We start from the raw sequence: 23,259 nt of genomic DNA, 5'->3' as shown, positions 1-23,259 counted from the left end.
AGGAGGAGCCCACGTCCGGCTCTCCCCTCCACAGCTCACCTCCGCCGCGACGCCTGGCTCAACTCCCCTGGGACATCGGCGACTTCGACCACCTGAGCCCCCTCGGAAGAGTCCCGCCCGGTGCCCCGGGGGCCCGAAGCCCTCGGCAACCGCAGCCCCATCACCACACACGCCGCCATCAGCACCGCCCCGCACAGGAACACGGCATCCATCGCGTCGACGTACGAGCTCACCCCTGCCTGGGACGTCGCCGGGACCGGACCGTCGTACAACCGACTGATCACCGTGCCGAAGAGCGCCGCGCCCAACGCCGTCCCCAGGGTCTGGAAGAAGCGGATGGCGGTCGTGGCCACGCCCAACTGGTGCCGGGGCGCCGCCTCCTGGACCAGCCGGATCAGCTGGCCGAGGAGAAGGCCGAAGCCCATGCCGACCAGCAGCAGATCCCCGCGCAGCCACCAGAGGGACGTGCCCGTGCCGAGGGTGGAAAGGCACACGAACGCCACCGAGCCGATCACCGAACCGGCTGTCGCGAACGTCCGCTCGTGCCAGCCCCGTTCGGTGAGCTTGGCGGAGAGGATGCCGACAGCCGTCATGCCGAACGCCATGGGAAGCAGATAGAGGCCGGCCGAGGAACTGCTGACACCACGGGCCACCTGCAGATAGACCATGACGTAGTACATGGCGCCCACGATCGCGGCCCCCATCAGCCCCTGGATCGCGAACCCCCACCGCAACTCCGGCACACGGAACAGGGACAGCGGCAGAATCGGCTCGGGGGCCACCCTCTGGCGCCACAGGAAGAGGCCGAGCGCGGCCACCGCACCCAGACCCAGCCCCACGATCTGCGGCGACGACCACCCGTACTGCTTGCCACCCCACTCGGTCACGAGCAGCAGCGCCGCGGCGAACGCGGCGGCCAGGGCCGCGCCCAGGAAGTCGATCCGATGCCGGTGCGGCTGCCGGGGCAGCTTCAGGACGAACGCGCCGAGGACGAGGACAAGCAGCCCGAGCGGCAGGTTGACGTAGAAGATCCAGCGCCAGCTCGCGTGGTCCGCGAGCAGGCCGCCGATCCACGGGCCCACCGCCATGCCGCCACCGGAGACGACCCCGCCCATGCCCGCGCCCTTGGCGTCCTTCTCGCCGGGGCCTCTCAGCTCGGCGATCACCACCATCGTGACGCTCATCAGGCCACCGGCGCCGATCCCCTGCACGGCCCGCGCGGCGATCAACTGCCCTATGGACTGCGCCGTCCCGCACAGCGCCGAGCCGACCAGGAACACCCCCACGGCCGTCAGGAAGACGCGCTTCGCGCCGAGGGTGTCGCACAGCTTGCCGTACAGGGGGAGCACCGCGGCCGACGCCAGCGCGAACGCGCTGACCAGCCACGGGATCTTGTCGATGCCGTGGCCGGGGTCCAGGTCGCGGACGATCGGCACGGTCGCCGCGGACACGATCTGCATGTCCAGGACGGCCAGAACGATCGTCACCAGACACACGAGGAAGCCGATTCTGCGCTGGGTCTCGGTCATGTACCCACGATGACCCAACCAAATATACCCGGTCAATCTTTTTTCCGGGACAATCTTTCATCCTGGCTCATAATTCTGCTTGGTACAGTAAGGCCATGGCTGCTGCTGCTGAGGCGACGACGATGGGACTGCGCGAGCGCAAGAAGCTCCAGACGGAACTGCGGATCTACCGCACCGCCGTCGAACTGTTCCTGGAGAAGAGCTTCGACGCCGTCTCGGTGCAGGAGATCGCCGACGCCGCCGAGGTCTCGAAGATGACCGTCTTCAACTACTTCGGCACCAAGGAGGACCTGGTCTTCCGCCCCATCGAGGACCACTTCTCCGACGCCGCCCGCGCGGTCCGCTCCCGCACCCCCGGCGAGTCCGCGGTGGCCGCCGTACGCCGCCAGTTCCTGGAGATGATCGAGACCCGCGACCCGTCGATAGGCCTGCACGTCGAGCCGTTCGGCCGCCGGATCCGCCGCCTCGTCATGGACACCCCGGTCCTGATGGAACGTGCCTACCTCACCTCCGAGAAGGGCGCCCGCGAACTCGCCGACCTCCTCAGGGACGAGACCGGCGACCCCGTCCTGGCCCTCATCGCCGCCGCCACCCTCACCGCCGCCCGCAACGCCCTCGTAGAGGACCACCACCGCCGCCTGGACGCCGGCGAATCCGTGGAAGAGGTCACCGCGACCGCCGCCGACCGCGCCAACCACGCCTTCGACCTGGTGGAACGCGGCCTGGGGGACTACGCCCGCAAGGCCCGGTGACCCCCACGAGCCCGCAGCCGCCGACGAGACGGGAGCGGGTCGTGGCGGTACGCCGCAGCCCGCCGCGTACCCGGCACCACCCCGTCCAGCCGTGATAGCAAAACCGAAGGGCCCGCAGGCGGCGGGCTCGCCGTACCGCCACGACCCCGACCCCACAACACACCTGCGGGCGAACCCACCCCAGGATTAGGCTCACCGCCATGCCCCCGGCCAAGAAGCGCGCCCGTACATACGACCCCGTCAAGACCCGCACCGCGGTCCTGGCCCAGTTCGGCAACGTACGAAAAGCCGTAGGGACACTCACCCCCGACCAACTCGCGCTCCCCACCCGCCTGGGCGACTGGACCGTACGCGAACTGGTCGCGCACATCGGGATGGCGCTCACCGCGATCCACCGCTCCCTGGACCGGCCGGCCCCGCCGAGGCAGGACGCCGTGATCCTCGACTGGCCCTTCGCCACCGGGGCCAACTCCTCGGCCATCGCCGATTTCACGCGCACGCTCGCCGCCCAGCACCCCGACCTCGACGCCTACCTCGCCGACATCGAACAGACCCTCACCGCGCACCTCGACACCCACCCCGGCACCCGCCTGCTGGAGACCAACGTCGGCGCGCTGCCCCTCGCCGACTACCTCGTCACCCGCACCGTCGAACTCGTCGTCCACACCGACGACCTCAACGCCGCCGTCCCCGGCCTCGACATCCCCTACGACCGCCAGGCCCTCGCCGCCTGCACCCGCCTCCTCGCCGACGCCCTGGCCGTGAAGGCCCCCGGAGCGTCGACGGAGGTGCGCATCCCGCCGTACGCCGTGGTCCAGTGCGTCGAAGGCCCCCGCCACACCCGCGGCACCCCGCCCAACGTCGTGGAGACAGACCCCCTGACCTGGATCCGGCTCGCGACCGGCCGGACGCGATGGAAGGACGCCGTAGAAGAGGCGAAGGTCGGCGCGAGCGGGGAGCGGTCCGATCTGAGCGGACTGCTGCCGATCATGGGGTGACCCGTGACCCGCAAGGTCGGCGGCCGCCTGGGCGGCGACGCCGTCGACGCGACGGCCACCGTGAGCACCGGACACGTCACGCCCGGCCGTCCCTCCACCACCCGAATGATGTGCGACGCCTCACTCATGGGCACCGAACGCGTGCTCCTCGGCCTCTTCAGCGGCTCGGTCGGCTACCGAGTCGATCACGACACCCTCACGCTGACCAGCGAAAACGGCACGATCGTGCGCGCCGTCGCCGACAAGTGATCCACTACCGACGAGTAACCCGAATTCGGACCAGTGGTCGATCTCGCCTACACTCGGGGTCGTGCCACGTGGTGACGGTCGACTCAGTCATGATCTGCTCCCCGGCGAGAAAGGACCCCAGGACGCTTGCGGCGTCTTCGGAGTCTGGGCTCCCGGTGAAGAGGTCGCCAAGCTCACTTACTTCGGGCTCTACGCCCTCCAGCATCGAGGCCAGGAATCCGCGGGAATCGCGGTCAGCAACGGCTCGCAGATCCTCGTCTTCAAGGACATGGGCCTGGTCTCCCAGGTCTTCGACGAGACCTCGCTCGGTTCGCTCCAGGGTCATATCGCGGTCGGTCACGCCCGCTACTCGACCACCGGCGCCTCCGTGTGGGAGAACGCCCAGCCGACGTTCCGCGCCACCGCGCACGGATCCATCGCGCTCGGCCACAACGGCAACCTGGTCAACACCGCGCAGCTCGCGGAGATGGTCGCCGACCTTCCCAAGCAGGAAGGCCGTACGCCCCGCGTCGCGGCCACCAACGACACCGACCTCCTCACCGCGCTGCTCGCGGCCCAGGTCGACACCGACGGCAAGCCGCTGACCATCGAGGAGGCCGCCCACGCGGTCCTCCCGCAGGTACAGGGCGCCTTCTCCCTCGTCTTCATGGACGAGCACACCCTCTACGCGGCCCGCGACCCGCAGGGCATCCGCCCGCTGGTCCTCGGCCGCCTGGAGCGCGGCTGGGTCGTCGCCTCCGAGTCCGCGGCCCTCGACATCTGCGGCGCCGCGTACGTCCGCGAGATCGAGCCGGGCGAGTTCGTCGCCATCGACGAGAACGGCCTGCGTACCTCCCGATTCGCGGATGCGAAGCCCAAGGGCTGTGTCTTCGAGTACGTCTATCTCGCCCGCCCCGACACCGACATCGCCGGGCGGAACGTCTACCTCTCCCGTGTCGAGATGGGCCGCAAGCTCGCCAAGGAAGCTCCGGTCGACGCCGATCTGGTGATAGCGACTCCGGAGTCCGGCACCCCGGCCGCGATCGGTTACGCGGAGGCCTCGGGCATCCCGTTCGGTGCGGGTCTGGTGAAGAACGCCTATGTCGGCCGTACGTTCATCCAGCCTTCGCAGACGATCCGGCAGCTCGGCATCCGCCTGAAGCTGAATCCGCTGAAGGAAGTCATCAAGGGCAAGCGCCTGGTCGTCGTCGACGACTCGATCGTGCGCGGCAACACCCAGCGCGCGCTGGTGCGCATGCTCCGCGAGGCCGGCGCCGCCGAGGTCCACATCCGGATCTCGTCCCCGCCCGTGAAGTGGCCCTGCTTCTTCGGCATCGACTTCGCCACCCGCGCGGAACTCATCGCCAACGGCATGACCATCGACGAGATCGGCACCTCGCTCGGCGCCGACTCCCTGTCGTACATCTCCATCGACGGCATGATCGAGGCGACCACCATCGCCAAGCCGAACCTCTGCCGCGCCTGCTTCGACGGCGAGTACCCGATGGACCTCCCGGACCCCGAACTGCTCGGCAAGCAGCTCCTGGAGACCGAGCTGGCGGCCGGTCCGGCCGCCACGGCAGCGGCCGACGCGATCCGTCGCCCGTAAGCCCCGCTGTATCAATCAACGCGAAAGATCCCAGGCAATGTCTGAGACCTCATCCTCCGGTGCTTCCTACGCCGCCGCCGGCGTCGACATCGACGCGGGCGACCGCGCCGTAGAACTCATGAAGGAGTGGGTGAAGAAGACCCAGCGCCCCGAGGTCCTCGGCGGCCTCGGCGGTTTCGCCGGGCTCTTCGACGCCTCCGCCCTCAAGCGGTTCGAGCGCCCCCTGCTCGCCTCCGCCACGGACGGCGTCGGCACGAAGGTCGACATCGCCCGCCAGCTCGGCGTCTACGACACGATCGGCCACGACCTGGTCGCCATGGTCATGGACGACATCGTGGTGTGCGGCGCGGAGCCGCTCTTCATGACCGACTACATCTGCGTCGGCAAGGTCCACCCCGAGCGTGTCGCGGCCATCGTCAAGGGCATCGCCGAGGGCTGTGTGCTCGCCGGCTGCGCCCTGGTCGGCGGCGAGACCGCCGAACACCCCGGACTGCTGGGCCCGGACGACTTCGACGTCGCCGGCGCCGGTACGGGCGTCGTGGAGGCGGACCGGCTGCTCGGCGCCGATCGCATCCGGACGGGTGACGCGGTCATCGCGATGGCCTCCTCGGGACTTCACTCGAACGGGTACTCGCTCGTCCGGCATGTGCTCCTGAACCAGGCCGGCCTCGCCCTGGACGCGCGCGTCGAGGAGCTCGGCCGCACGCTCGGCGAGGAACTCCTCGTACCGACGAAGATCTACTCGCTGGACTGCCTGGCGCTGACCCGCACGACCGACGTGCACGCCTACTCGCACGTCACCGGCGGCGGACTCGCCGCCAACCTCGCCCGGGTGATCCCGGACGGCCTCCACGCGATCGTGGACCGCTCCACCTGGACCCCGGCCCCGATCTTCGACCTCGTCGGAAAGACGGGCCAGGTCGAACGCCTGGAGCTGGAGAAGACCCTGAACATGGGCGTCGGCATGATCGCGATCGTCCCGGAGGAGTCCGCGGACGTGGCCCTGGAGACCCTGGCCGACCGCGGGGTCGAGGCGTGGGTCGCGGGCGAGATCACGGAGCGGGGCGATTACGCGACGGGTGCGGAAATGGTCGGCGACTACGCGTGAGTCGACCCAAAGTCAGCCCCTCCGGCGTTTGAGGAGCGGGGTCCGGGGCGGAGCCCCGTGACGGCAGCACAAAACCCGGTCCGGTGCTTGATGCCCCGGACCGGGCGAGGTGCAGTCAGCTGACGGGAAGATCTACCGCTGAGCGCGCTGCAGGCGATTACGCGCCACGACGTTGCGATTGGGGACCGGACTCGTCGTCCTCGTCCTCATCGTCGTCGTTATAGAGATCCGCGTACTGAGCGTACGGGTCGTCTTCTTCCTCGTCGTCGTCCTCGAACGGCTCGCCATTCGGCGGCTGGCTCGAAGTCGAAGCGCCCAGCTCATTGGCCAGACGCGAGAGGTCAGTCCCGCCGCTGCTGTACTTCAGCTGGCGGGCGACCTTCGTCTGCTTGGCCTTTGCCCGGCCGCGCCCCATGGCTCGACCCCCTCGGATACGAGGCTCGGTGGCCTCAGAGTCTTGACACGCGTTCATGATCTGGAACGGACTCTCCGTGGAGAGACCGGTCCGTAGGGCTTCCACGGTACCTGAGCCCGCGCCCATACGGTACGTCGCCCGCAGCACGTGCCGGGCTCCAGGACCCGCGAGGTGCCCTGTACTCGCTGGTCAACCGCGATTTTAACCACTTCTTGGCAGGCGACCCGCCGACGAACGTGAGAGTTCTCTCTAAGTCGTCGCCGACGGGTACCGAAGACGCCTGCCGAGCGGCTTGGCGGAACCTCAGAGTCCGCGTGCGCCGGCCGCCTCGTGCATCCGCTGCTCGGCGATCCGGTCGGCCGCGGCGGCCGGCGGAATACCGTCTTCCTTCGCACGTGCGAATATTGCCAGCGTGGTGTCGAAGATCTTCGCGGCCTTCGCCTTGCACCGCTCGAAGTCGAACCCGTGCAGCTCGTCCGCGACCTGGATCACGCCACCGGCGTTCACCACGTAGTCCGGCGCGTAGAGGATCCCGCGGTCGGCGAGGTCCTTCTCGACGCCCGGGTGCTCCAGCTGGTTGTTGGCCGCGCCGCACACCACCTTGGCGGTGAGCACCGGCACGGTCGCGTCGTTCAGGGCGCCGCCGAGCGCGCAGGGGGCGTAGATGTCGAGCCCCTCGACCTGGATCAGCGCCTCCGTGTCGGCGACGGCCGTGACACCTGCCGCATGCTTGTCGAGGATCCGCCGTACGGACTCCTCGCGCACGTCCGTGATCACGACCTCGGCGCCCTCGTCCCGCAGGTGCTCCACCAGGTGGTGCCCGACCTTGCCGACGCCCGCGATGCCGACCCTGCGGCCGCGCAGCGACGGGTCGCCCCACAGGTGCTGGGCGCTGGCCCGCATCCCCTGGAAGACGCCGAAGGCGGTCAGTACGGAGGAGTCGCCCGCGCCGCCGTTCTCGGGGGAGCGGCCGGTCGTCCAGCGGCACTCGCGCGCCACGACGTCCATGTCGGCGACATACGTGCCGACGTCGCACGCGGTGACGTACCGCCCGCCGAGCGAGGCCACGAACCGGCCGTAGGCGAGCAGCAGTTCCTCGGTCTTGTCGCGCTCCGGGTCACCGATGATCACGGCCTTGCCGCCGCCGTGGTCCAGACCGGCCATGGCGTTCTTGTACGACATCCCGCGGGCGAGGTTGAGCGCGTCGGCGACGGCCTCCTCCTCGCTCGCGTACGGGTAGAAGCGCGTACCGCCCAGGGCGGGGCCCAGGGCGGTGTTGTGGATGGCGATGACGGCCTTGAGGCCGCTGGCCCGGTCCTGACAGAGCACGACTTGCTCATGACCGCCCTGGTCGGAGTGGAACAGGGTGTGCAGGACGCCGTTGTCTACGTCGGTCACGGTGGTGACTCCTGGGTAAGTGGCGGCGGTTGGAGACAGGCTCCCGTAGGGGTGGCGGGTGCCTGTCGCATGAGCGTAGAGCCTGCGTCGGGCCGCCATCCGTGCAGTGTTCAGGATCACCTACCGAAGGGGGGTGGCCGTGCGACGATTTGCATAGTTTTCCCGCGCGTTTGTGAGCGGGTTCCGAAGGTTTTCCCGACGGCCGGCGGGGGAGGGAGCAGGCGTGCCCAAGAAGGTGTCCTCGGTGATCGTCCCGTACGCGACATATCTGCGCGTCTACGAGCCGCTGGCCGCCTTCCCCGAGCCCGAGCGCGGCCACTGGACGCGCTACGCCCGCCGTACCGACCGCCCGTCGTACCAGGACGAACTGCGCCGCGCGCTGGCCGACTTGCTGCCCACCCCGCCGGTCCCGGTGCCCGTCCACGAGAGCGCCGACGCCTTCGTGGTGGAGGTCGACGGCGTGGTCTGCGTCTGCCCCTGGCGCACCCGGCTGCGCGGCTGGCAGGCCCTAGGCGACCTCGCGGAGGAGCTCCCGCCGCCGGTCCTGGACGCCGTACTCCCGCCGCTCGTACGGCACCAGGCCACCCAGGACTACGAGCGCTGGCTGGCCCGGAATCCGGACGCCCGGCCGTGGATCCGCACGGCGACCTGGCAGGTGCCGCTGAACTGGTTCGTGCTCGTCGGTGACGAGGAGCGGCGCTACGACCAGGCCGCCGGGGACGTGCCGCCGATGCTGCGGTACCGGACGCCGATGGTGCAGGCGCGGCGGCGGGTGGCGCGGGCGCTGCGGGCCCTGAAGGACGCGATGGACGACGGGCCGCTGATCGAGGGCCTGGTGGACGTGGGGCGCTGGCTGGAGGAGTTCCATCCGCGGTCCCTGGTCGAGCTGGACTACGGCGGTCTCGTGCACGTCCTGCCGGCCGGCGAGCTGGAGGACGACCACTCGGCGGCGGACGTGGCCGCCGGCATCGAGGCGCTGCGGACCGGGGACGGGGCGGCGGCGGGCGAGGCGTACGGGCGGCTCGTGGAGCGCTGGCGGTCGGTCAGGGACCGGCGCTCGGCGAACTGACCCGGCGGTCGCCCCTGTCGCGCAGTCGAACGTGGCTGACATCTTCGAACAGATGCGCATAGGATTCTTACGGTTCGTCAACACGGGACGTAGGTCCCGATCCGGACGTTTGATGCCAAGCGTGACGGACCGCACGTGCAGATGCCTTGCGCCGCTTGCCCCTCCTCATGCCAAAATAGGACAAGGAGTCCGGGGAGGACTCCATCCGTCATGCTTTGGGCGGAATCTCGGCATTGCGCGCTTTGGGGGGTCTGGATGACTCCTGATCGCCCCTGTGACTGATCGTCACAGTGGTGTGACTGTCCGCTATGGCATGGTCCATCGGCTTCCGTCGCTGATGGACACCTGGGAGGGCAATTCCATCGGTTTGGCCTACGCGGTTGGACAGATGGTGTAGTTGTAGTGCCGAGGACAAGCCGTTCGTCCTATAACCGACTCGACCCGCACACGCCATTTCGGGCAACGCGGGTCAAGGTGCAGAATTTAGAGGAAAGAACCGAGAAGGTTCGGTTCTCCCGAGGAGGCCGCTCATGACCGCTCGCACCCCTGATGCCGAGCCGCTGCTGACCCCGGCTGAGGTCGCCACGATGTTCCGTGTGGACCCCAAGACGGTCACGCGGTGGGCGAAGGCCGGCAAGCTCACTTCGATTCGCACGCTCGGCGGACACCGCCGTTACCGCGAGGCGGAGGTCCGTGCCCTGCTCGCGGGCATTCCGCAGCAGCGCAGCGAAGCCTGACCAACTGAATAAGGGCACGACGGCTAGTCCCCCAACCGGCCACGGTGCCCGAACAGCACAGCTCCAAGCGACGCGGGTTCTGCCCCAACAGGGCCCACGCCCAACGCTTTTGAACCAACTTGAACAGGGTGCGTCGTAGATCGCGCTGGACTCCGCCGGGTCCAGCGCGATCTTTTTTGTGCCTGGTCGTGGGTCTGTGCGCGGCCGGCAGGCCCAGGGCGCGGGGTCCTGTGAGGGACCTTGTCGGAGTCTGGGGAGGGGTGTCGGATCTCCTGTGCACAGTCCTTCGTAGGGGTGCAATTGCACATATTAAATTGACCAGTTGTAGGTGAGTCGTAAGTTCCGACGTTTCAAAAACTTATGCGGTGACACCCGTCACATGCCAGATGGCTTGTTGCCGCTGACCTATGTGCGCTAAGAGGTTCCGCTCTCCGGGGTGTCCTCCGGTTCCCGCGGTGGAGGGGCGTCCAGGGCCAGCCGCAGCAGGCGGTGGCAGATCGGGCAGTGCCGGGTCACATGGCGGTAGGAGCTGGCGGCCGACAGATGCGCACGGAGCAGGGCCCGCGTCTCGTGCCTGACCGAAGCCGCCATGCGCCACCTCCAGTGGCCCTGTGTTGAACGGGGCCTGGTTTCTGGGTACCGGGAGGGTTGGGCGGCGTCAAGGGGGCCGTCCCTGGGGGCTGCGCCCCCAGACCCCCCTTCGGCCTGAACGGCCTCGTCCTCAAACGCCGGACGGGCTGATCGTGCGGGCCTGCGCTCAAGGGTGGACGGGCCGAGTGGTGCGGACCGATGCCGACAAGCCGCCGCGTGCGCACAAAAAACCCACCCCCCGAAGGGAGTGGGTCTCATTCACTGCGGCCCTGACGGGATTTGCTGTACCCGATTGCGGCTGCGCCGCGGGCGCTGCCTCCATCTTGGCAGGGTGGCGAGGGCGGTTGTCGTGGGCGGCGGGGTGCATGAGTAAGGCCGCGTCTCCGGAGAGAGATGCGGGCCTCTGTCGATCACGTGCGGTCCTGACGGGATTTGCTGTACCCGATTTGCGGCTGCGCCGCGGGCGCGGCCTCCACCTCGACAGGGGCACGAGTAAGGCCCGCGTCTCCGGAGAGATGCGGGCCTCTGTCGATCACGTGCGGTCCTGACGGGATTTGAACCCGCGGCCTCCACCTTGACAGGGTGGCGAGCACTCCAAGCTGCTCCACAGGACCTTGATTCGCGGCGCTTGATGGTGCGTTGTGCCGCGAGATGAGACTGTACAGGAGGGGGCCCGCCTGGTCGAACTCACTCGGTGTGCAGGCGTTGTTACGGTGCGGCCGCGTCGATCGCCTTCACGATCCGCTTGTCGGAGACGGGGTACGCCGTGCCCAGCGCGTGGGCGAAATAGCTGACCCGGAGCTCCTCGATCATCCAGCGGATGTCCAGGACCGAGGACGGAACCGGGCGGCCCTGCGGGAGTTGCTCCAGGAGCCACGCGTACTCGTCCTGCATCTCGTGGACCTTCTCCATGCGGGTGGTGTCCCGTTGGACCCCGGTCGGCATCTGCTGGAGACGGCGGTCCGCGGCCACCAGGTAGCGCATCAGGTCGGGCAGGCGGCGTATCCCCGCCGCCGTGACGAAGCCCGGCTTCACGAGGGCGTCCAGCTGGGCGCGTACGTCCGCGAGGTTCGGCAGGAGCGCCGGGCTGTTCGCCGCCTTCAGGCGGCGCTCACAGGCCTGCCAGGCGGCCAGCACCTGTTGGACCTGGCTCACCGCGCGGACCGTCGTGTCGACGATCTCGGCGCGCACCTTCTCGTAGAGCTTCCGGTACGACTCCTCGTCCCACGCCGGGCCGCCGAAGTCGCCGATGAGTTTGTCCGCCGCCGCCAGCGCGCAGTCGTCGAACAGCGCCTGGATCGAACCGTGCGGATTCGCGGACAGGGCCAGCTTCTGCGCGTTGGTGAGCTTCTCGGACGCGAACTTCGCCGGATTCACCGGGATGTTGCGCACGATGAGCCGGCGCGTGCCCTTCCACATCGCCTCCGCCTGCTCCACCTCCGTGTCGAAGAGCCGTACGGAGACGGTGTCGCCGTCGTCGACCAGCGCCGGGTACGCCTTCACCGGCTGGCCGGCCCTGCGGGTCTCGAAGACGCGGGTGAGCGTGCCGATCGACCAGTCGGTCAGGCCCTTGCGCTCCAGGGACTCCCCGCCCTCGCGCTCGGCCGTCGCCGCGGCCGCCTGCGAGATGGCCTGGCGCGCCTTCGGCTTCAGGCGGACCTTGAGCGCCTCCAGGTCCTTGTCCTCGGCCAGTTTGCGGCGGCGCTCGTCCACGATCCGGAAGGTGATCAGGAGGTGGTCCGGGACCTTCGACCAGTCGAAGTCCTCGGCTGTGAAGGGGACTCCGACCATGCGCTTCAACTCCCGCGCCATGGTGGTGGGGAGGGGTTCCTGGAGGGGGACCGCCGTTGCCAGGAAGCGTTGCGCGAAGTTCGGGGCCGGTACGTAGTTGCGGCGGATCGGCTTCGGGAGGGAGCGGATGAGTTCGGTGACAACCTCTTCCCTCAATCCCGGGATCTGCCAGTCGAAGCCCTCGTCCGTGACCTGGTTCAGGACCTGGAGCGGGATGTGGACCGTGACACCGTCGGCGTCCGCGCCCGGCTCGAACTGGTACGTCACCCGGAACTTGAGCCGCCCCTGGTGCCAGGAGTCGGGATAGTCGGCCTTGCTGATGTCTCCGGCGCGCTCGTTGATGAGCATCGAGCGCTCGAAGTCGAGGAGTTCGGGTTCTTCGTGCCGCTTGTGCTTCCACCAGGAGTCGAAGTGGGCGCCGGAGACGACGTGTTCGGGCACCCGCTGGTCGTAGAAGTCGTAGAGCGTCTCGTCGTCGACCAGGATGTCCCGGCGGCGGGCGCGATGCTCCAACTCCTCGACCTCGGTGAGGAGTCTGCGGTTGTCGGCGAAGAACTTGTGGTGCGTGCGCCAGTCGCCCTCGACGAGTGCGTTGCGGATGAAGAGTTCGCGACTCGCCTCCGGGTCGATGCGGCCGTAGTTCACCTTGCGCTGGGCGATGATCGGGACGCCGTAGAGCGTGACCTTCTCGAAGGCCATCACGGCTGCCTGGTCCTTCTCCCAGTGCGGTTCGCTGTACGTCCGCTTCAGGAGGTGGCCGGCGAGGGGCTCGACCCACTCGGGTTCGATCTTGGCGTTGACGCGGGCCCAGAGGCGTGACGTCTCCACCAGCTCCGCCGACATGACGAAACGCGGGGTCTTCTTGAAGAGGGCCGAGCCGGGGAAGATCGCGAACTTGGCGCTGCGGGCGCCGAGATACTCGTTCTTCGCGCCGTCCTTCACGTCCTTCATGCCGATGTGGGACAGCAGTCCGGCGAGGAGGGAGACGTGGACGCTCTGCTCGGCCGCGTCCTTCTCGTTGAACTGGATGCCCATCTGCTTGGCCACCGTGCGGAGTTGGCTGTAGATGTCCTGCCACTCGCGGATCCGGAGGAAGTTCAGGTACTCCTGCTTGCACATGCGACGGAACGCGGAGGAGCCGCGCTCCTTCTGCTGCTCGCGGATGTACCGCCACATGTTCAGGAACGCGAGGAAATCGCTCGACTCGTCCCGGAAGCGGGCGTGTTGCTGGTCGGCCTGCGTCTGCTTCTCGGCGGGGCGCTCGCGCGGGTCCTGGATGGAGAGCGCGGCGGCGATCACCATGACCTCGCGGACACAGCCGTTCTTGTCGGCCTCCAGGACCATGCGGGCCAGGCGGGGGTCGACCGGGAGCTGGGCGAGTTTGCGGCCGGTCTGTGTGAGGCGCTTGCGCGGGTCCTTCTCGTCCGGGTCCAACGCGCCCAGTTCCTGGAGGAGTTGGACGCCGTCGCGGATGTTGCGGTGGTCCGGCGGGTCGATGAACGGGAACTTCTCGATCTCGCCGAGACCGGCCGCGGTCATCTGGAGGATGACGGAGGCGAGGTTGGTGCGGAGGATCTCGGCGTCCGTGAACTCCGGGCGGGCGAGGAAGTCGTCCTCGGAGTACAGCCGGATGCAGATGCCGTCCGACGTACGGCCACAACGGCCCTTGCGCTGATTGGCACTTGCCTGGCTGACGGCCTCAATGGGCAGCCGCTGCACCTTCGTCCGGTGGCTGTAGCGGCTGATCCGGGCGAAGCCGGGGTCGATGACGTACTTGATGCCCGGGACGGTGAGGGACGTCTCGGCGACGTTTGTCGCCAGAACGATCCTTCGGCCCGTGTGCTGCTGGAACACCCGGTGCTGCTCGGCGTGCGAGAGACGGGCATAGAGGGGGAGGACCTCGGTGAAGCGGTAGTTCTTCTTCGTCAGCGCGTCCGCCGTGTCGCGGATCTCCCGCTCGCCGGAGAGGAAGACGAGGATGTCGCCCTTGCCCTCGCCCTGAAGCTCCTCCACGGCGTCACAGATCGCGGTGATCTGGTCGCGGTCGGAGTCCTCGGACTCGTCCTCCAGCAGCGGGCGGTACCGCACCTCCACCGGATACGTCCGGCCGCTCACCTCGATGATCGGGGCGTCGCCGAAGTGCCGGGAGAAACGCTCGGGGTCGATGGTCGCCGAGGTGATGACGACCTTCAAGTCCGGGCGCTTGGGGAGCAGTTGGGCGAGATAGCCGAGCAGGAAGTCGATGTTGAGGGACCGCTCGTGGGCCTCGTCGATGATGATCGTGTCGTAGGCGCGCAGTTCGCGGTCGGTCTGGATCTCGGCGAGCAGGATGCCGTCCGTCATCAGCTTGATGAAGGTCGACTCCTGGTTCACCTGGTCCGTGAAGCGGACCTTCCAGCCGACGGCCTCGCCGAGCGGGGTGTCCATCTCCTCCGCGATGCGCTCGGCGACGGTGCGCGCGGCGATACGGCGGGGCTGGGTGTGCCCGATCATGCCGCGGACGCCGCGGCCGAGTTCGAGACAGATCTTGGGGATCTGGGTCGTCTTGCCGGAGCCGGTCTCGCCCGCCACGATCACGACCTGGTGATCGCGGATCGCGGCCGCGATGTCGTCCTTCTTCTGGCTGACCGGCAGCTGCTCCGGGTACGAGATCGCCGGGATGCGAGTGCGCCGCGCGGCCATCCGCTCCTCGCCGCGCGCGACCTCGGTCTCGATCTCGGCGAGTACGGCGGCGCGGGCCTCCGGCTTGCGGATCCTGCGCGCGCCTTCGAGCCTGCGCCCGAGCCGGTGCGCGTCGCGCAGGGTCAGCTCGGTCAGGCGGGGGGCGAGGTCGCCGAGGGCGGGGGCGGAAGTGCCGGGCGCGGAGGCGGGGTGCGTAGACATACGCCGTCAAGGATCTCACCTCGGCGAAATTCCTGGCGAATGAATTGTCCGGGGCGGACCGCGGCGGCTCGGCGGGAGTCGTGCGGGTGGGTCAGGGCGCCGTTGTCGGAGTGCTGGGCGAGGGGACGGTGGCCGCTCCCGGGGACTCCGCCCCCGGACCCCCGTCGGCCTGGACGGCCTCGTCCTCAGGCGCCGGACGGGCCGACTGCTGCCGCTCCGCGTCCTGTTGGCGGCCCGCCTCCTTGGACATCGACTGGGCCGTGTTCGATACGGCCTTGATGCCCAGGTACGCCGTCGTCAGCCCCGCCATCGCCGTGAACGCCGAGGTCAGGACGCCCACGATCACCGCGCGGTCGCCGTTCAGCTGCCATACGCCGAAGACCGCCACCGCCGTGATCGCGATGTTGCTGCCGACCACCGCGAGCAGTCCGTACCGCGCCCGTATCTTCTCCAGGTCGATGTCCTGGCCCATCGCGCCCCACCCTGTGTCGTCCGGTCCGGCTACGACGAAAGCCCCGTCCCGGGTGGGACAGGGCTTTCGATCCGGTGGCTGGGGCCGGGGTCGAACCGGCGACCTATCGCTTTTCAGGCGATCGCTCGTACCAACTGAGCTACCCAGCCACGAGATTCCTTGCGGAACCTCAGCGGTCCTGACGGGATTTGAACCCGCGGCCTCCACCTTGACAGGGTGGCGAGCACTCCAAGCTGCTCCACAGGACCTTGCTGTTGCGCGCGAACTGGCGGAGCCAGTGTCGCACACGGTGTTGCGTGCCCCCAACGGGATTCGAACCCGTGCTACCGCCTTGAAAGGGCGGCGTCCTAGGCCGCTAGACGATGAGGGCTATCGGCCCGCCTGGGCGCTTCTCAGCGCGTCGGGGACGTGAGAAGCATATGGGATGGCGGGAGGTATCGCCAAAACGGTTTACGAGGCCGACGGGGAGGGGCTCGGGGAGGGGGTCCGGGACGGACTTGTGGACCGGCCTGAGGACTCACTTGGGGACGGACTCGGTGACGGGCTGGGTGACTGGACCGCGCCCGGCAGGTTCTCCTTCGGGAGGTGGCGGCTCACCTCGGCCGTCGTCAGGCCCAGGCCGCCGAGCTTGATCTCGTCCCAGGCCTGGAGGCGGTGGGTGTCGCGGTCGATGTAGAGGATCGACGCCTCGATCGGGTCGGGGTACTTGCCCTCCACGGCGCGCAGGCCGCTGCCGCCCGTCGAGCCCTCGATGCGCAGGCGCGTGCCGTGCTTCATGACCTCGGTGCCCTCGTGGTGGAGGTGGCCGGCCAGGACGAGGGGGACCTCGCCGTCGGTCTGGCGGGCCGCGGACGGTTCGTGGACCAGGGCGATGTCGACCGGGGTGCCGGCGGCCTGCTGGTCGCGGAGGGCGGAGGCGAGCTGGTCGCCGGCGAGTTCCTCCGCGTTGTCGGCGCCCGGTGCGGTCGAGCGGTCCGGGGTGAACTGGGGGTCGCCGATGCCCGCGAAGCGTATGCCCGCGACCGTTTCCGCCCGCCCCTCGTCCAGGACGTGCACGTTCTTGATCCGCTCCAGGTAGCGCTGGGTGGCGAGGGAGTCGTGGTTGCCCCTGACCCAGACGTAGGGCGCGCCCAGGTCAGCGATGGGGTCGAGGAAGCCGTTCTCGGCGCTCGTGCCGTGGTCCATGGTGTCGCCGGTGTCGACGATCACGTTCACCTTGTACTGCTCCACCAGCGACGCGATGATCTTCCAGCTCGCGGGGTTCAGGTGGATGTCCGAGACGTGCAGGACGCGGATCGTGGTCGGGTCCGGCTGGTACGCGGGGAGCGTCGACGTGACGTCGTAGAGCTTCGTCACGTTCGTCACCAGGCGGGCCAACTCCTTCTGGTAGACGTCGAATTCGGTGACGATGTTGCGCGCGTTGCCGACCAGGGACGGGGCGGAGGAGAGCAGGCCCGAGAACTTCGGTTCCAGGATCGACTTCGGGTTCCAGGTCGCGTACGCCGTCGCTCCGGACGCGGCCAGGAGGGTCAGGGCGAGGCCGCCGGCCGCGAGGGCCCGGCGGGGGCGGCGGTAGACCGCGAGGCCGAGGGTCGTAGCGCCCAGGACCACGGCCGTGCAGGACCGTACGGCGAGGTCGAGGGTGCCGTGTTCGACGTCGCGGGCGACCTCGTCCTGGAGGCCGGAGAGGCGCTCGGGGTGGTCGACGAGGGCCTGGGAGCGTTCGGGGTCGAGCTGGTCGACGTTGACGTCCAGGCGGACCGGGGCGTGGTGGCTGTCCAGGGACAGGGCGCCGAGCGGGGACACGTTGATCTTCGTGCCGCCGGTGAGGGACGGGCGCAGGGTCATGGTCGTGTTCATGGGACCGACCTGGGCCCGTACGTTGCCCACGATCAGCAGGCCGAGCCAGGCCCCGACCACGACGACCATGACGAGGCCGAGGGCGCGGGGCCAGGGGTGGGGCTGGGGGACGAGTTCGACGGTGGGGCGGGGGCGGCGGGCACGGTACTGGCGGATCAGGGCGTGCTGGGCTCGGCGGAGGCGGTTCAGGGCTGCGACGGGGACGCTGGCCATTGGTCCCGTATGCCCAGGGGTGGGGGCAGGTATGCGGGTGGGGGCAGCCCCCTGTTCGGGGAAAGTGGCGGTGACTGATCGGTGCCGGGGGCTCGCGCTCCGAAAGGGGCGCGGGGCTGTGTCGATATGCGGCTCCGCCGCGTGGGCGCGACAAGCCCCCACCGGCGCGCAGCCGAAGAACCGCCTACCCAGCGGAGCGCTCAGCGCCTAGCCCCAGCCGAGTTCGTGCAGCCGCTCGTCCTCGATGCCGAAGTGGTGGGCGACTTCGTGGACGACCGTGACGGCGACCTCGTGGACCACGTCCTCCGTGGTCGCGCAGTAGCGCAGGGTCGGGCCCATGTAGATCGAGATCCGGTCGGGGAGGACCCCGGCGTACCACTCGCCGCGCTCGGTGAGCGGGGTCCCCTCGTAGAGGCCGAGCAGCTCGGGGTCGGACGGGTCGGGTTCGTCCTCGACGAACACGGCCACGTTGTCCATGACCCGCGTCAGCTCCGGCGGGATCCGGTCCAGGGCCTCACTCACCAGCTCTTCGAACGCCTCGCGTGTCATTTCCAGCACGGGTCCATTGTCCGGGACGAACGCGGGTTCGGGGCGGTCGTCGCGGATGTGGGTCGCGGCGGCCGTACGCGGGGGTGGGTTCGGGGCGGTGGGCCGAGCTTCTCCGGCGGGTGTCCGGTATGTGCCTGAAGTCCGGTCCGGGGGTGGGTAGTTGGGGGGTCGCCGGGGTTGCCGTAGCGGCGATTCCCGGCCGGTGTGGGGTGGGAAGGGGTCTACTCCGGCCAGGAAGTGGGGGTCCGGCCGCGCGGCGCGTGTCTTCCGGTGGGCGGCGGGAGTTGAGAGGGGGACTCCCTTTTTCCGCCTCGGAGGTGGCCCCGTGCGCCCCATGTACGTACCCGTCCGTCTGGCCGCCGCGGTCGCCGTCGTCGCCGCTGCCGCCGGTTGCATGAGCGTGGGCGACGACGCGGGCGGCGGTGCCAGGCCCTCGCACTCCGCCGGGCAGCACGCCGGTGAGGCGCCGGACGGTGGCTCGGGGGTGCCGGGGGGCGGGATCGGGTTCGGCGGGTCCGGGGGTGACGGGAAACACGGGCACGGGAAGCCCAAGCCCGGGGAGTCCGCCTCGGGTTCGGCCTCGCCGTCCGCTTCGGGGGGTGCGGCGAGTCCGGCCGCCACCAAGGCGCCCAGACCGGGTACGAGCCCGAAGCCGGGGGCGCCGACCACGGCCGCGCCGCAGCCGACCCCGACGCGGACTCCCCCGCCCGCCGACCCGTCGCCGAGCCCGCCGCCGCCGTCCGTCGAGCCGACCGTCGCGGAGCCCTCGTCCTCCGCGCACGAGGACCCCGTACCGCAGCTGGTGGACCGGGAACCGGCGCCGGCGGCCGGGTCACCGGCGTAGCGACGGGTGTGACGCACGTCAATGAGGGGCGGTTTGCATTGGGGGGTGGTGGGTGCGTAAGGTGGTAGATCGTTTGATCCCATTGCCCGGCGCCACTGTAGAGCGCGCCGTGTGGCGCGTACTCTCCCTTGCCGTGGCGGACCGCATTGAGGCGGTCGATAGCGAATCACGGAGTTGACGGGCGCGTGCCGACGGATACTCCGGAAGGTTTCGCATTCGCATGTCCATTTCCAGTACTGATCACATCGTCATGCCCGAGAACGAGAACGAGGGCGACGAGACGGCCGTAGAGGCCACCACCGAGGCGGCTCCCGAGGTCACCTTCGCGTCCCTCGGTCTCCCCGACGGCATCGTGCGCAAGCTCGCGCAGAACGGTGTGACCGCCCCCTTCCCGATCCAGGCCGCGACCATCCCGGACGCCCTGGCCGGCAAGGACATCCTCGGCCGTGGCCGCACCGGCTCCGGCAAGACCCTCTCCTTCGGTCTGCCGCTGCTGGCGACGCTGTCCGGAGGCCGCACCGAGCGCAAGCGCCCCCGCGGCATCATCCTCACCCCGACCCGCGAGCTGGCGATGCAGGTCGCCGACGCCCTCCAGCCCTACGGCGACGTCCTCGGCCTGAAGATGAAGGTCGTCTGCGGCGGCACGTCCATGGGCAACCAGATCTACGCCCTGGAGCGTGGCGTCGACGTCCTCGTCGCCACCCCGGGTCGCCTGCGCGACATCATCAACCGCGGCGCCTGCTCGCTCGAAGACGTGCGCATCGCGGTCCTCGACGAGGCCGACCAGATGTCCGACCTGGGCTTCCTGCCCGAGGTCACCGAGCTGCTCGACCAGATCCCGGCCGGCGGCCAGCGCATGCTGTTCTCGGCCACCATGGAGAACGAGATCTCCACGCTGGTCAAGCGCTACCTCAAGAACGAGGTCACGCACGAGGTCGACAGCGCGCAGGGCAACGTCACGACGATGTCCCACCACATCCTCATCGTGAAGCCCAAGGACAAGGCGCCGGTCACCGCCGCGATCGCCTCCCGCAAGGGCCGCACGATCATCTTCGTCCGCACCCAGCTGGGCGCCGACCGTATCGCCGAGCAGCTGCGCGAGTCCGGCGTGAAGGCCGACGCGCTGCACGGCGGCATGACGCAGGGCGCCCGTACGCGGACGCTGGCGGACTTCAAGGAGGGCTACGTCAACGCGCTCGTCGCGACCGACGTCGCCGCCCGCGGTATCCACGTCGACGGCATCGACCTGGTCCTGAACGTGGACCCGGCCGGCGACCACAAGGACTACCTGCACCGCGCGGGCCGCACCGCGCGTGCCGGTCGTACGGGCACGGTTGTCTCCCTTTCCCTCCCGCACCAGCGCCGTCAGATCTTCCGGCTGATGGAGGACGCGGGCGTCGACGCCGGGCGTCACATCATCAACACCGGTACGGCCTTCGAGCCCGAGGTCGCCGAGATCACCGGCGCCCGTTCGATGACCGAGGTCCAGGCCCAGTCGGCCGGCGACGCCGCGCAGCAGGCCGAGCGCGAGGTCGCCCAGCTCACCAAGGAGCTGGAGCGGGCCACGCGTCGTGCCGCCGAGCTCCGCGAGGAGTCCGACCGCCTGATCGCCCGTGCCGCGCGCGAGCGGGGCGACGACCCGGAGGCCGCGGTCGCCGAGGCCGCGGCCGTGGTCGAGGCCGCCGCCGAGGCCGTCGTGGCGGAGCAGGCGCCGGTGCGCGAGGAGTCCTCCTCCTACGACCGTCCGCGCCAGCAGCGTGACGACCGCGGCAACTACGAGCGCCGTGACCGTCGTGACGACCGTGGCGGCGACCGCGGTGGCCGTTCCTTCGACCGTCGTGACGAGCGCCCCTCGGGTGGCTTCCGCCGCGACGACCGTGGTGGCAACGACCGTGGCGGCCGTTCTTTCGAGCGTCGTGACGACCGTCCGTCCGGTGGTTTCCGCCGCGACGACCGCGGTGGCAACGACCGTCCCGCGTCCGGCGGTTACCGTCGCGACGACCGTCCCTCGGGCGGCTTCAGCAACGACCGTCGTGACGACCGTGGCGGCGACCGCGGTGGCCGTTCTTTCGACCGTCGTGACGAGCGCCCCTCCGGTGGTTTCCGCCGCGACGACCGCGGTGGCAACGACCGCCGTGACGGCGACCGTGGCGGCCGTTCTTTCGACCGTCGTGACGACCGTCCCTCGGGTGGCTTCCGCCGCGACGACCGTGGCGGCAACGACCGTCCCGCGTCCGGCGGTTACCGTCGCGACGACCGTCCCGCGACCGGTCACCGGGGCAGCGACCGCCCGTTCAACCGTGACCGCCAGGGCGACCGCCCCGGCTTCCGCGCCGGCGGCCACGACCGTCCGGGCCACCGCGGCACGACCGGCACGGGCACCGGCACCGGTTCCTTCGGCCGCCGCGACGACAAGCCGCGCTGGAAGCGCAACGGCTGACGTCAGGTCGCGTAGCAGCAGAGCAGCAGAGCGCTAGCGCACTAGCGCAGAAGACGGCCCCCGCCCGGGTGATCGGGCGGGGGCCGTTTTTTGGCCACATCGAGTCCTTATCGATTCCTTAAGTGGCGCATGTCACGCCCGCGGTGAGGGAATCGCTGGGGGCATGACAGATGACGCCATAGCGAGTGGGCTGTCAAAGGGAGATCCCTCCGATCACTCCGATCACCCCGGTCTCTCCGACGAAGAACGGCTTGCCCAACTCGGCTACACGCAGGTTCTCGCCCGCCGCATGTCGGCGTTCTCCAACTACGCGGTCTCCTTCACGATCATCTCGGTCCTGTCCGGCTGCCTGACCCTCTACCTCTTCGGCATGAACACGGGCGGCCCGGCCGTGATCATGTGGGGCTGGGTGGCCGTAGGCCTGATGACGCTGTTCGTCGGCCTGTCGATGGCCGAGATCTGCTCGGCCTACCCGACGTCGGCGGGCCTGTACTTCTGGGCCCACCGCCTGGCGCCCCCGCGCACGGCGGCGGCCTGGGCGTGGTTCACGGGCTGGTTCAACGTCCTCGGCCAGGTCGCGGTGACCGCGGGCATCGACTTCGGCGCGGCGTCGTTCCTGGGCGCGTACCTGAACCTGCAGTTCGACTTCAAGGTGACGCCGGGTCGGACGGTGCTCCTGTTCGCGGCGATCCTGATCCTCCACGGCCTCCTGAACACCTTCGGCGTGAAGATCGTCGCCATCCTCAACAACGTGAGCGTGTGGTGGCACGTGCTGGGGGTGGGCGTGATCGTAGGGGCGCTCACCTTCGTCCCCGACCACCACCAGTCGACGACGTTCGTCTTCACGAAGTTCGTGAACAACACGGGCTGGGGCAGCGGGGTCTACGTCGTCCTGCTGGGCCTGCTCATGGCGCAGTACACCTTCACCGGCTACGACGCCTCCGCCCACATGACGGAGGAGACCCACGACGCGTCGACGGCCGGCCCGAAGGGCATCGTCCGCTCGATCTGGACGTCGTGGATAGCAGGCTTCGTCCTGCTCCTGGGCTTCACGTACGCGATCCAGTCGTACGACAAGGAGCTGGGCTCGGCGACGGGGGCACCGCCGGCGCAGATCCTCCTCGACGCGCTGGGAGCGACGGCGGGGAAGCTGCTGCTCCTGGTGGTGATCGGCGCGCAACTGTTCTGCGGGATGGCGTCGGTGACCGCCAACAGCCGTATGATCTACGCCTTTTCACGCGACGGCGCGCTCCCGTTCTCGCGCGTCTGGCACACGGTGAGCCCGCGCACGCGGACGCCGGTCGCGGCGGTGTGGCTGGCGGCGGCGGGCGCGTTGGTGCTCGGCCTCCCCTACCTGATCAATGTCACGGCGTACGCGGCGGTGACGTCGATCGCGGTGATCGGCCTGTACATCGCGTACGTCATCCCGACCCTCCTACGGCTGGGCAAGGGGGACGACTTCCAGCGCGGGCCGTGGCATCTGGGCCGGTGGTCGCGGCTGATCGGCACGGTGTCGGTGGTGTGGGTGATCGTGATCACCGTGCTGTTCATGCTGCCGCAGGTGTCGCCGGTCACGTGGGAGTCCTTCAACTACGCGCCGGTGGCGGTCCTGGTCGTCCTGGGTTTCGCGGCGGCCTGGTGGTTCGCCTCGGCCCAGCACTGGTTCCTGAACCCGGAACACGCCCGCACGAAGGCGCGGGAGGCGGCGCGGGCGGGGGCGCCCGAACCGGTTGATCCGTAACACTCCGGACCAGTCGGTCCCCGGCTCCGGCC

Annotated in this window: 18 protein-coding genes and 4 tRNA genes; 10 read left to right on the top strand and 12 right to left on the bottom strand. The window is 69.4% G+C overall.

Going from position 1 to position 23,259, the window contains the following annotated elements; all coding sequences use genetic code 11:
- Positions 1 to 35 precede the first annotated feature (35 nt).
- The gene (locus R2B38_RS18925) at positions 36 to 1,529 is read right to left on the bottom strand and encodes an MFS transporter (protein ID WP_318017293.1); all 1,494 of its coding nucleotides are present in this window, start codon (positions 1,527 to 1,529) and stop codon (positions 36 to 38) included.
- Positions 1,530 to 1,624: 95 nt separating this feature from the next.
- Between R2B38_RS18925 and R2B38_RS18920 the strand changes: the two genes are divergently transcribed.
- From R2B38_RS18920 to purM, 5 genes are all read left to right on the top strand, one after another.
- Entirely contained in the window at positions 1,625 to 2,281 is a 657-nt protein-coding gene (locus R2B38_RS18920; protein WP_318017292.1) for a helix-turn-helix domain-containing protein, read from the top strand.
- Between the two features lie 200 nt (positions 2,282 to 2,481).
- Positions 2,482 to 3,279 (top strand): maleylpyruvate isomerase family mycothiol-dependent enzyme, encoded by a 798-nt coding sequence (locus tag R2B38_RS18915; protein ID WP_318017291.1) that lies wholly within the window; start codon positions 2,482 to 2,484, stop codon positions 3,277 to 3,279.
- 3 nt (positions 3,280 to 3,282) lie between these two features.
- On the top strand, positions 3,283 to 3,528 hold the full coding sequence (locus R2B38_RS18910; protein WP_318017290.1) for an META domain-containing protein: 246 nt from the start codon (positions 3,283 to 3,285) through the stop codon (positions 3,526 to 3,528).
- A 61-nt stretch (positions 3,529 to 3,589) separates the two neighbouring features.
- Positions 3,590 to 5,116 (top strand): amidophosphoribosyltransferase, encoded by a 1,527-nt coding sequence (gene purF / locus R2B38_RS18905; RefSeq protein ID WP_033285118.1) that lies wholly within the window; start codon positions 3,590 to 3,592, stop codon positions 5,114 to 5,116.
- A gap of 37 nt (positions 5,117 to 5,153) precedes the next feature.
- The gene (gene purM, locus R2B38_RS18900) at positions 5,154 to 6,224 is read left to right on the top strand and encodes a phosphoribosylformylglycinamidine cyclo-ligase (protein WP_318017289.1); all 1,071 of its coding nucleotides are present in this window, start codon (positions 5,154 to 5,156) and stop codon (positions 6,222 to 6,224) included.
- 157 nt (positions 6,225 to 6,381) lie between these two features.
- Here the strand turns inward: purM and R2B38_RS18895 are convergent, their stop codons facing one another.
- The gene (locus R2B38_RS18895; protein ID WP_019061825.1) at positions 6,382 to 6,639 is read right to left on the bottom strand and encodes a DUF3073 domain-containing protein; all 258 of its coding nucleotides are present in this window, start codon (positions 6,637 to 6,639) and stop codon (positions 6,382 to 6,384) included.
- Positions 6,640 to 6,942: 303 nt separating this feature from the next.
- Complete coding sequence (locus R2B38_RS18890; RefSeq protein WP_318017288.1) at positions 6,943 to 8,037, bottom strand: Glu/Leu/Phe/Val dehydrogenase; 1,095 nt, start codon at positions 8,035 to 8,037, stop codon at positions 6,943 to 6,945.
- Between the two features lie 223 nt (positions 8,038 to 8,260).
- On the opposite strand from R2B38_RS18890, the gene R2B38_RS18885 reads away from it, so the two are divergent.
- Positions 8,261 to 9,106 (top strand): hypothetical protein, encoded by an 846-nt coding sequence (locus R2B38_RS18885; protein ID WP_318017287.1) that lies wholly within the window; start codon positions 8,261 to 8,263, stop codon positions 9,104 to 9,106.
- Between the two features lie 530 nt (positions 9,107 to 9,636).
- Positions 9,637 to 9,843 carry a developmental transcriptional regulator BldC gene (bldC, locus tag R2B38_RS18880; protein WP_003949541.1) on the top strand — a complete coding sequence of 69 codons (207 nt, stop codon included), beginning with the start codon at positions 9,637 to 9,639 and terminating at the stop codon, positions 9,841 to 9,843.
- Positions 9,844 to 10,257: 414 nt separating this feature from the next.
- On the opposite strand, the gene R2B38_RS18875 is transcribed toward bldC, so the two are convergent.
- The 9 genes from R2B38_RS18875 to R2B38_RS18835 form a co-directional block, all read right to left on the bottom strand.
- Positions 10,258 to 10,434, bottom strand: a complete 177-nt coding sequence (locus R2B38_RS18875; protein ID WP_318017286.1) for a DUF6274 family protein — start codon at positions 10,432 to 10,434, stop codon at positions 10,258 to 10,260.
- Between the two features lie 539 nt (positions 10,435 to 10,973).
- Positions 10,974 to 11,048, bottom strand: a tRNA-Asp gene (locus R2B38_RS18870).
- A gap of 94 nt (positions 11,049 to 11,142) precedes the next feature.
- Positions 11,143 to 15,108: an ATP-dependent RNA helicase HrpA gene (gene hrpA / locus R2B38_RS18865; protein ID WP_318017285.1), complete on the bottom strand. Its 3,966-nt coding sequence runs from the start codon at positions 15,106 to 15,108 to the stop codon at positions 11,143 to 11,145.
- Between the two features lie 91 nt (positions 15,109 to 15,199).
- Positions 15,200 to 15,580 carry a hypothetical protein gene (locus R2B38_RS18860; RefSeq protein WP_318017284.1) on the bottom strand — a complete coding sequence of 127 codons (381 nt, stop codon included), beginning with the start codon at positions 15,578 to 15,580 and terminating at the stop codon, positions 15,200 to 15,202.
- A gap of 75 nt (positions 15,581 to 15,655) precedes the next feature.
- Positions 15,656 to 15,729 (bottom strand) — tRNA-Phe (locus R2B38_RS18855).
- Positions 15,730 to 15,753: 24 nt separating this feature from the next.
- Positions 15,754 to 15,828 (bottom strand) — tRNA-Asp (locus R2B38_RS18850).
- Positions 15,829 to 15,877: 49 nt separating this feature from the next.
- Positions 15,878 to 15,950: transfer RNA gene (locus R2B38_RS18845), tRNA-Glu, on the bottom strand.
- An 80-nt stretch (positions 15,951 to 16,030) separates the two neighbouring features.
- Positions 16,031 to 17,653: a metallophosphoesterase gene (locus R2B38_RS18840; RefSeq protein ID WP_318017283.1), complete on the bottom strand. Its 1,623-nt coding sequence runs from the start codon at positions 17,651 to 17,653 to the stop codon at positions 16,031 to 16,033.
- A gap of 207 nt (positions 17,654 to 17,860) precedes the next feature.
- Positions 17,861 to 18,211, bottom strand: a complete 351-nt coding sequence (locus R2B38_RS18835; protein WP_033285124.1) for a metallopeptidase family protein — start codon at positions 18,209 to 18,211, stop codon at positions 17,861 to 17,863.
- Positions 18,212 to 18,536: 325 nt separating this feature from the next.
- Here R2B38_RS18835 and R2B38_RS18830 point away from each other — a divergent pair, with 325 nt between their 5' ends.
- The 3 genes from R2B38_RS18830 to R2B38_RS18820 all read left to right on the top strand — a co-directional run bounded on the left by R2B38_RS18830 (position 18,537) and on the right by R2B38_RS18820 (position 23,227).
- Complete coding sequence (locus R2B38_RS18830) at positions 18,537 to 19,046, top strand: hypothetical protein (protein WP_318017282.1); 510 nt, start codon at positions 18,537 to 18,539, stop codon at positions 19,044 to 19,046.
- Between the two features lie 220 nt (positions 19,047 to 19,266).
- A complete protein-coding gene (locus R2B38_RS18825; protein WP_318017281.1) occupies positions 19,267 to 21,486 on the top strand; it encodes a DEAD/DEAH box helicase in 2,220 nt (739 codons plus the stop codon).
- A 289-nt stretch (positions 21,487 to 21,775) separates the two neighbouring features.
- Positions 21,776 to 23,227 carry an amino acid permease gene (locus tag R2B38_RS18820; protein WP_411978573.1) on the top strand — a complete coding sequence of 484 codons (1,452 nt, stop codon included), beginning with the start codon at positions 21,776 to 21,778 and terminating at the stop codon, positions 23,225 to 23,227.
- Positions 23,228 to 23,259: the final 32 nt, after the last annotated feature.

Source organism: Streptomyces sp. N50 (genome assembly GCF_033335955.1).
GTDB lineage: Bacteria > Actinomycetota > Actinomycetes > Streptomycetales > Streptomycetaceae > Streptomyces.
The sequence above is the reverse complement of the archived record's forward strand: the minus strand, read 5'-3'. Positions and strand labels throughout refer to the sequence as shown.

Coding starts and splice junctions, on each gene's coding strand:
- R2B38_RS18925 (WP_318017293.1), bottom strand. CDS start 1,529: ATGACCGAGACCCAGCGCAGAATCGGCTTCCTCGTGTGTCTGGTGACG.
- R2B38_RS18920 (WP_318017292.1), top strand. CDS start 1,625: ATGGCTGCTGCTGCTGAGGCGACGACGATGGGACTGCGCGAGCGCAAG.
- R2B38_RS18915 (WP_318017291.1), top strand. CDS start 2,482: ATGCCCCCGGCCAAGAAGCGCGCCCGTACATACGACCCCGTCAAGACC.
- purM (WP_318017289.1), top strand. CDS start 5,154: ATGTCTGAGACCTCATCCTCCGGTGCTTCCTACGCCGCCGCCGGCGTC.
- R2B38_RS18895 (WP_019061825.1), bottom strand. CDS start 6,639: ATGGGGCGCGGCCGGGCAAAGGCCAAGCAGACGAAGGTCGCCCGCCAG.
- bldC (WP_003949541.1), top strand. CDS start 9,637: ATGACCGCTCGCACCCCTGATGCCGAGCCGCTGCTGACCCCGGCTGAG.
- R2B38_RS18875 (WP_318017286.1), bottom strand. CDS start 10,434: ATGGCGGCTTCGGTCAGGCACGAGACGCGGGCCCTGCTCCGTGCGCAT.
- hrpA (WP_318017285.1), bottom strand. CDS start 15,108: ATGTCTACGCACCCCGCCTCCGCGCCCGGCACTTCCGCCCCCGCCCTC.
- R2B38_RS18860 (WP_318017284.1), bottom strand. CDS start 15,580: ATGGGCCAGGACATCGACCTGGAGAAGATACGGGCGCGGTACGGACTG.
- R2B38_RS18840 (WP_318017283.1), bottom strand. CDS start 17,653: ATGGCCAGCGTCCCCGTCGCAGCCCTGAACCGCCTCCGCCGAGCCCAG.
- R2B38_RS18830 (WP_318017282.1), top strand. CDS start 18,537: ATGTACGTACCCGTCCGTCTGGCCGCCGCGGTCGCCGTCGTCGCCGCT.
- R2B38_RS18825 (WP_318017281.1), top strand. CDS start 19,267: ATGTCCATTTCCAGTACTGATCACATCGTCATGCCCGAGAACGAGAAC.
- R2B38_RS18820 (WP_411978573.1), top strand. CDS start 21,776: ATGTCGGCGTTCTCCAACTACGCGGTCTCCTTCACGATCATCTCGGTC.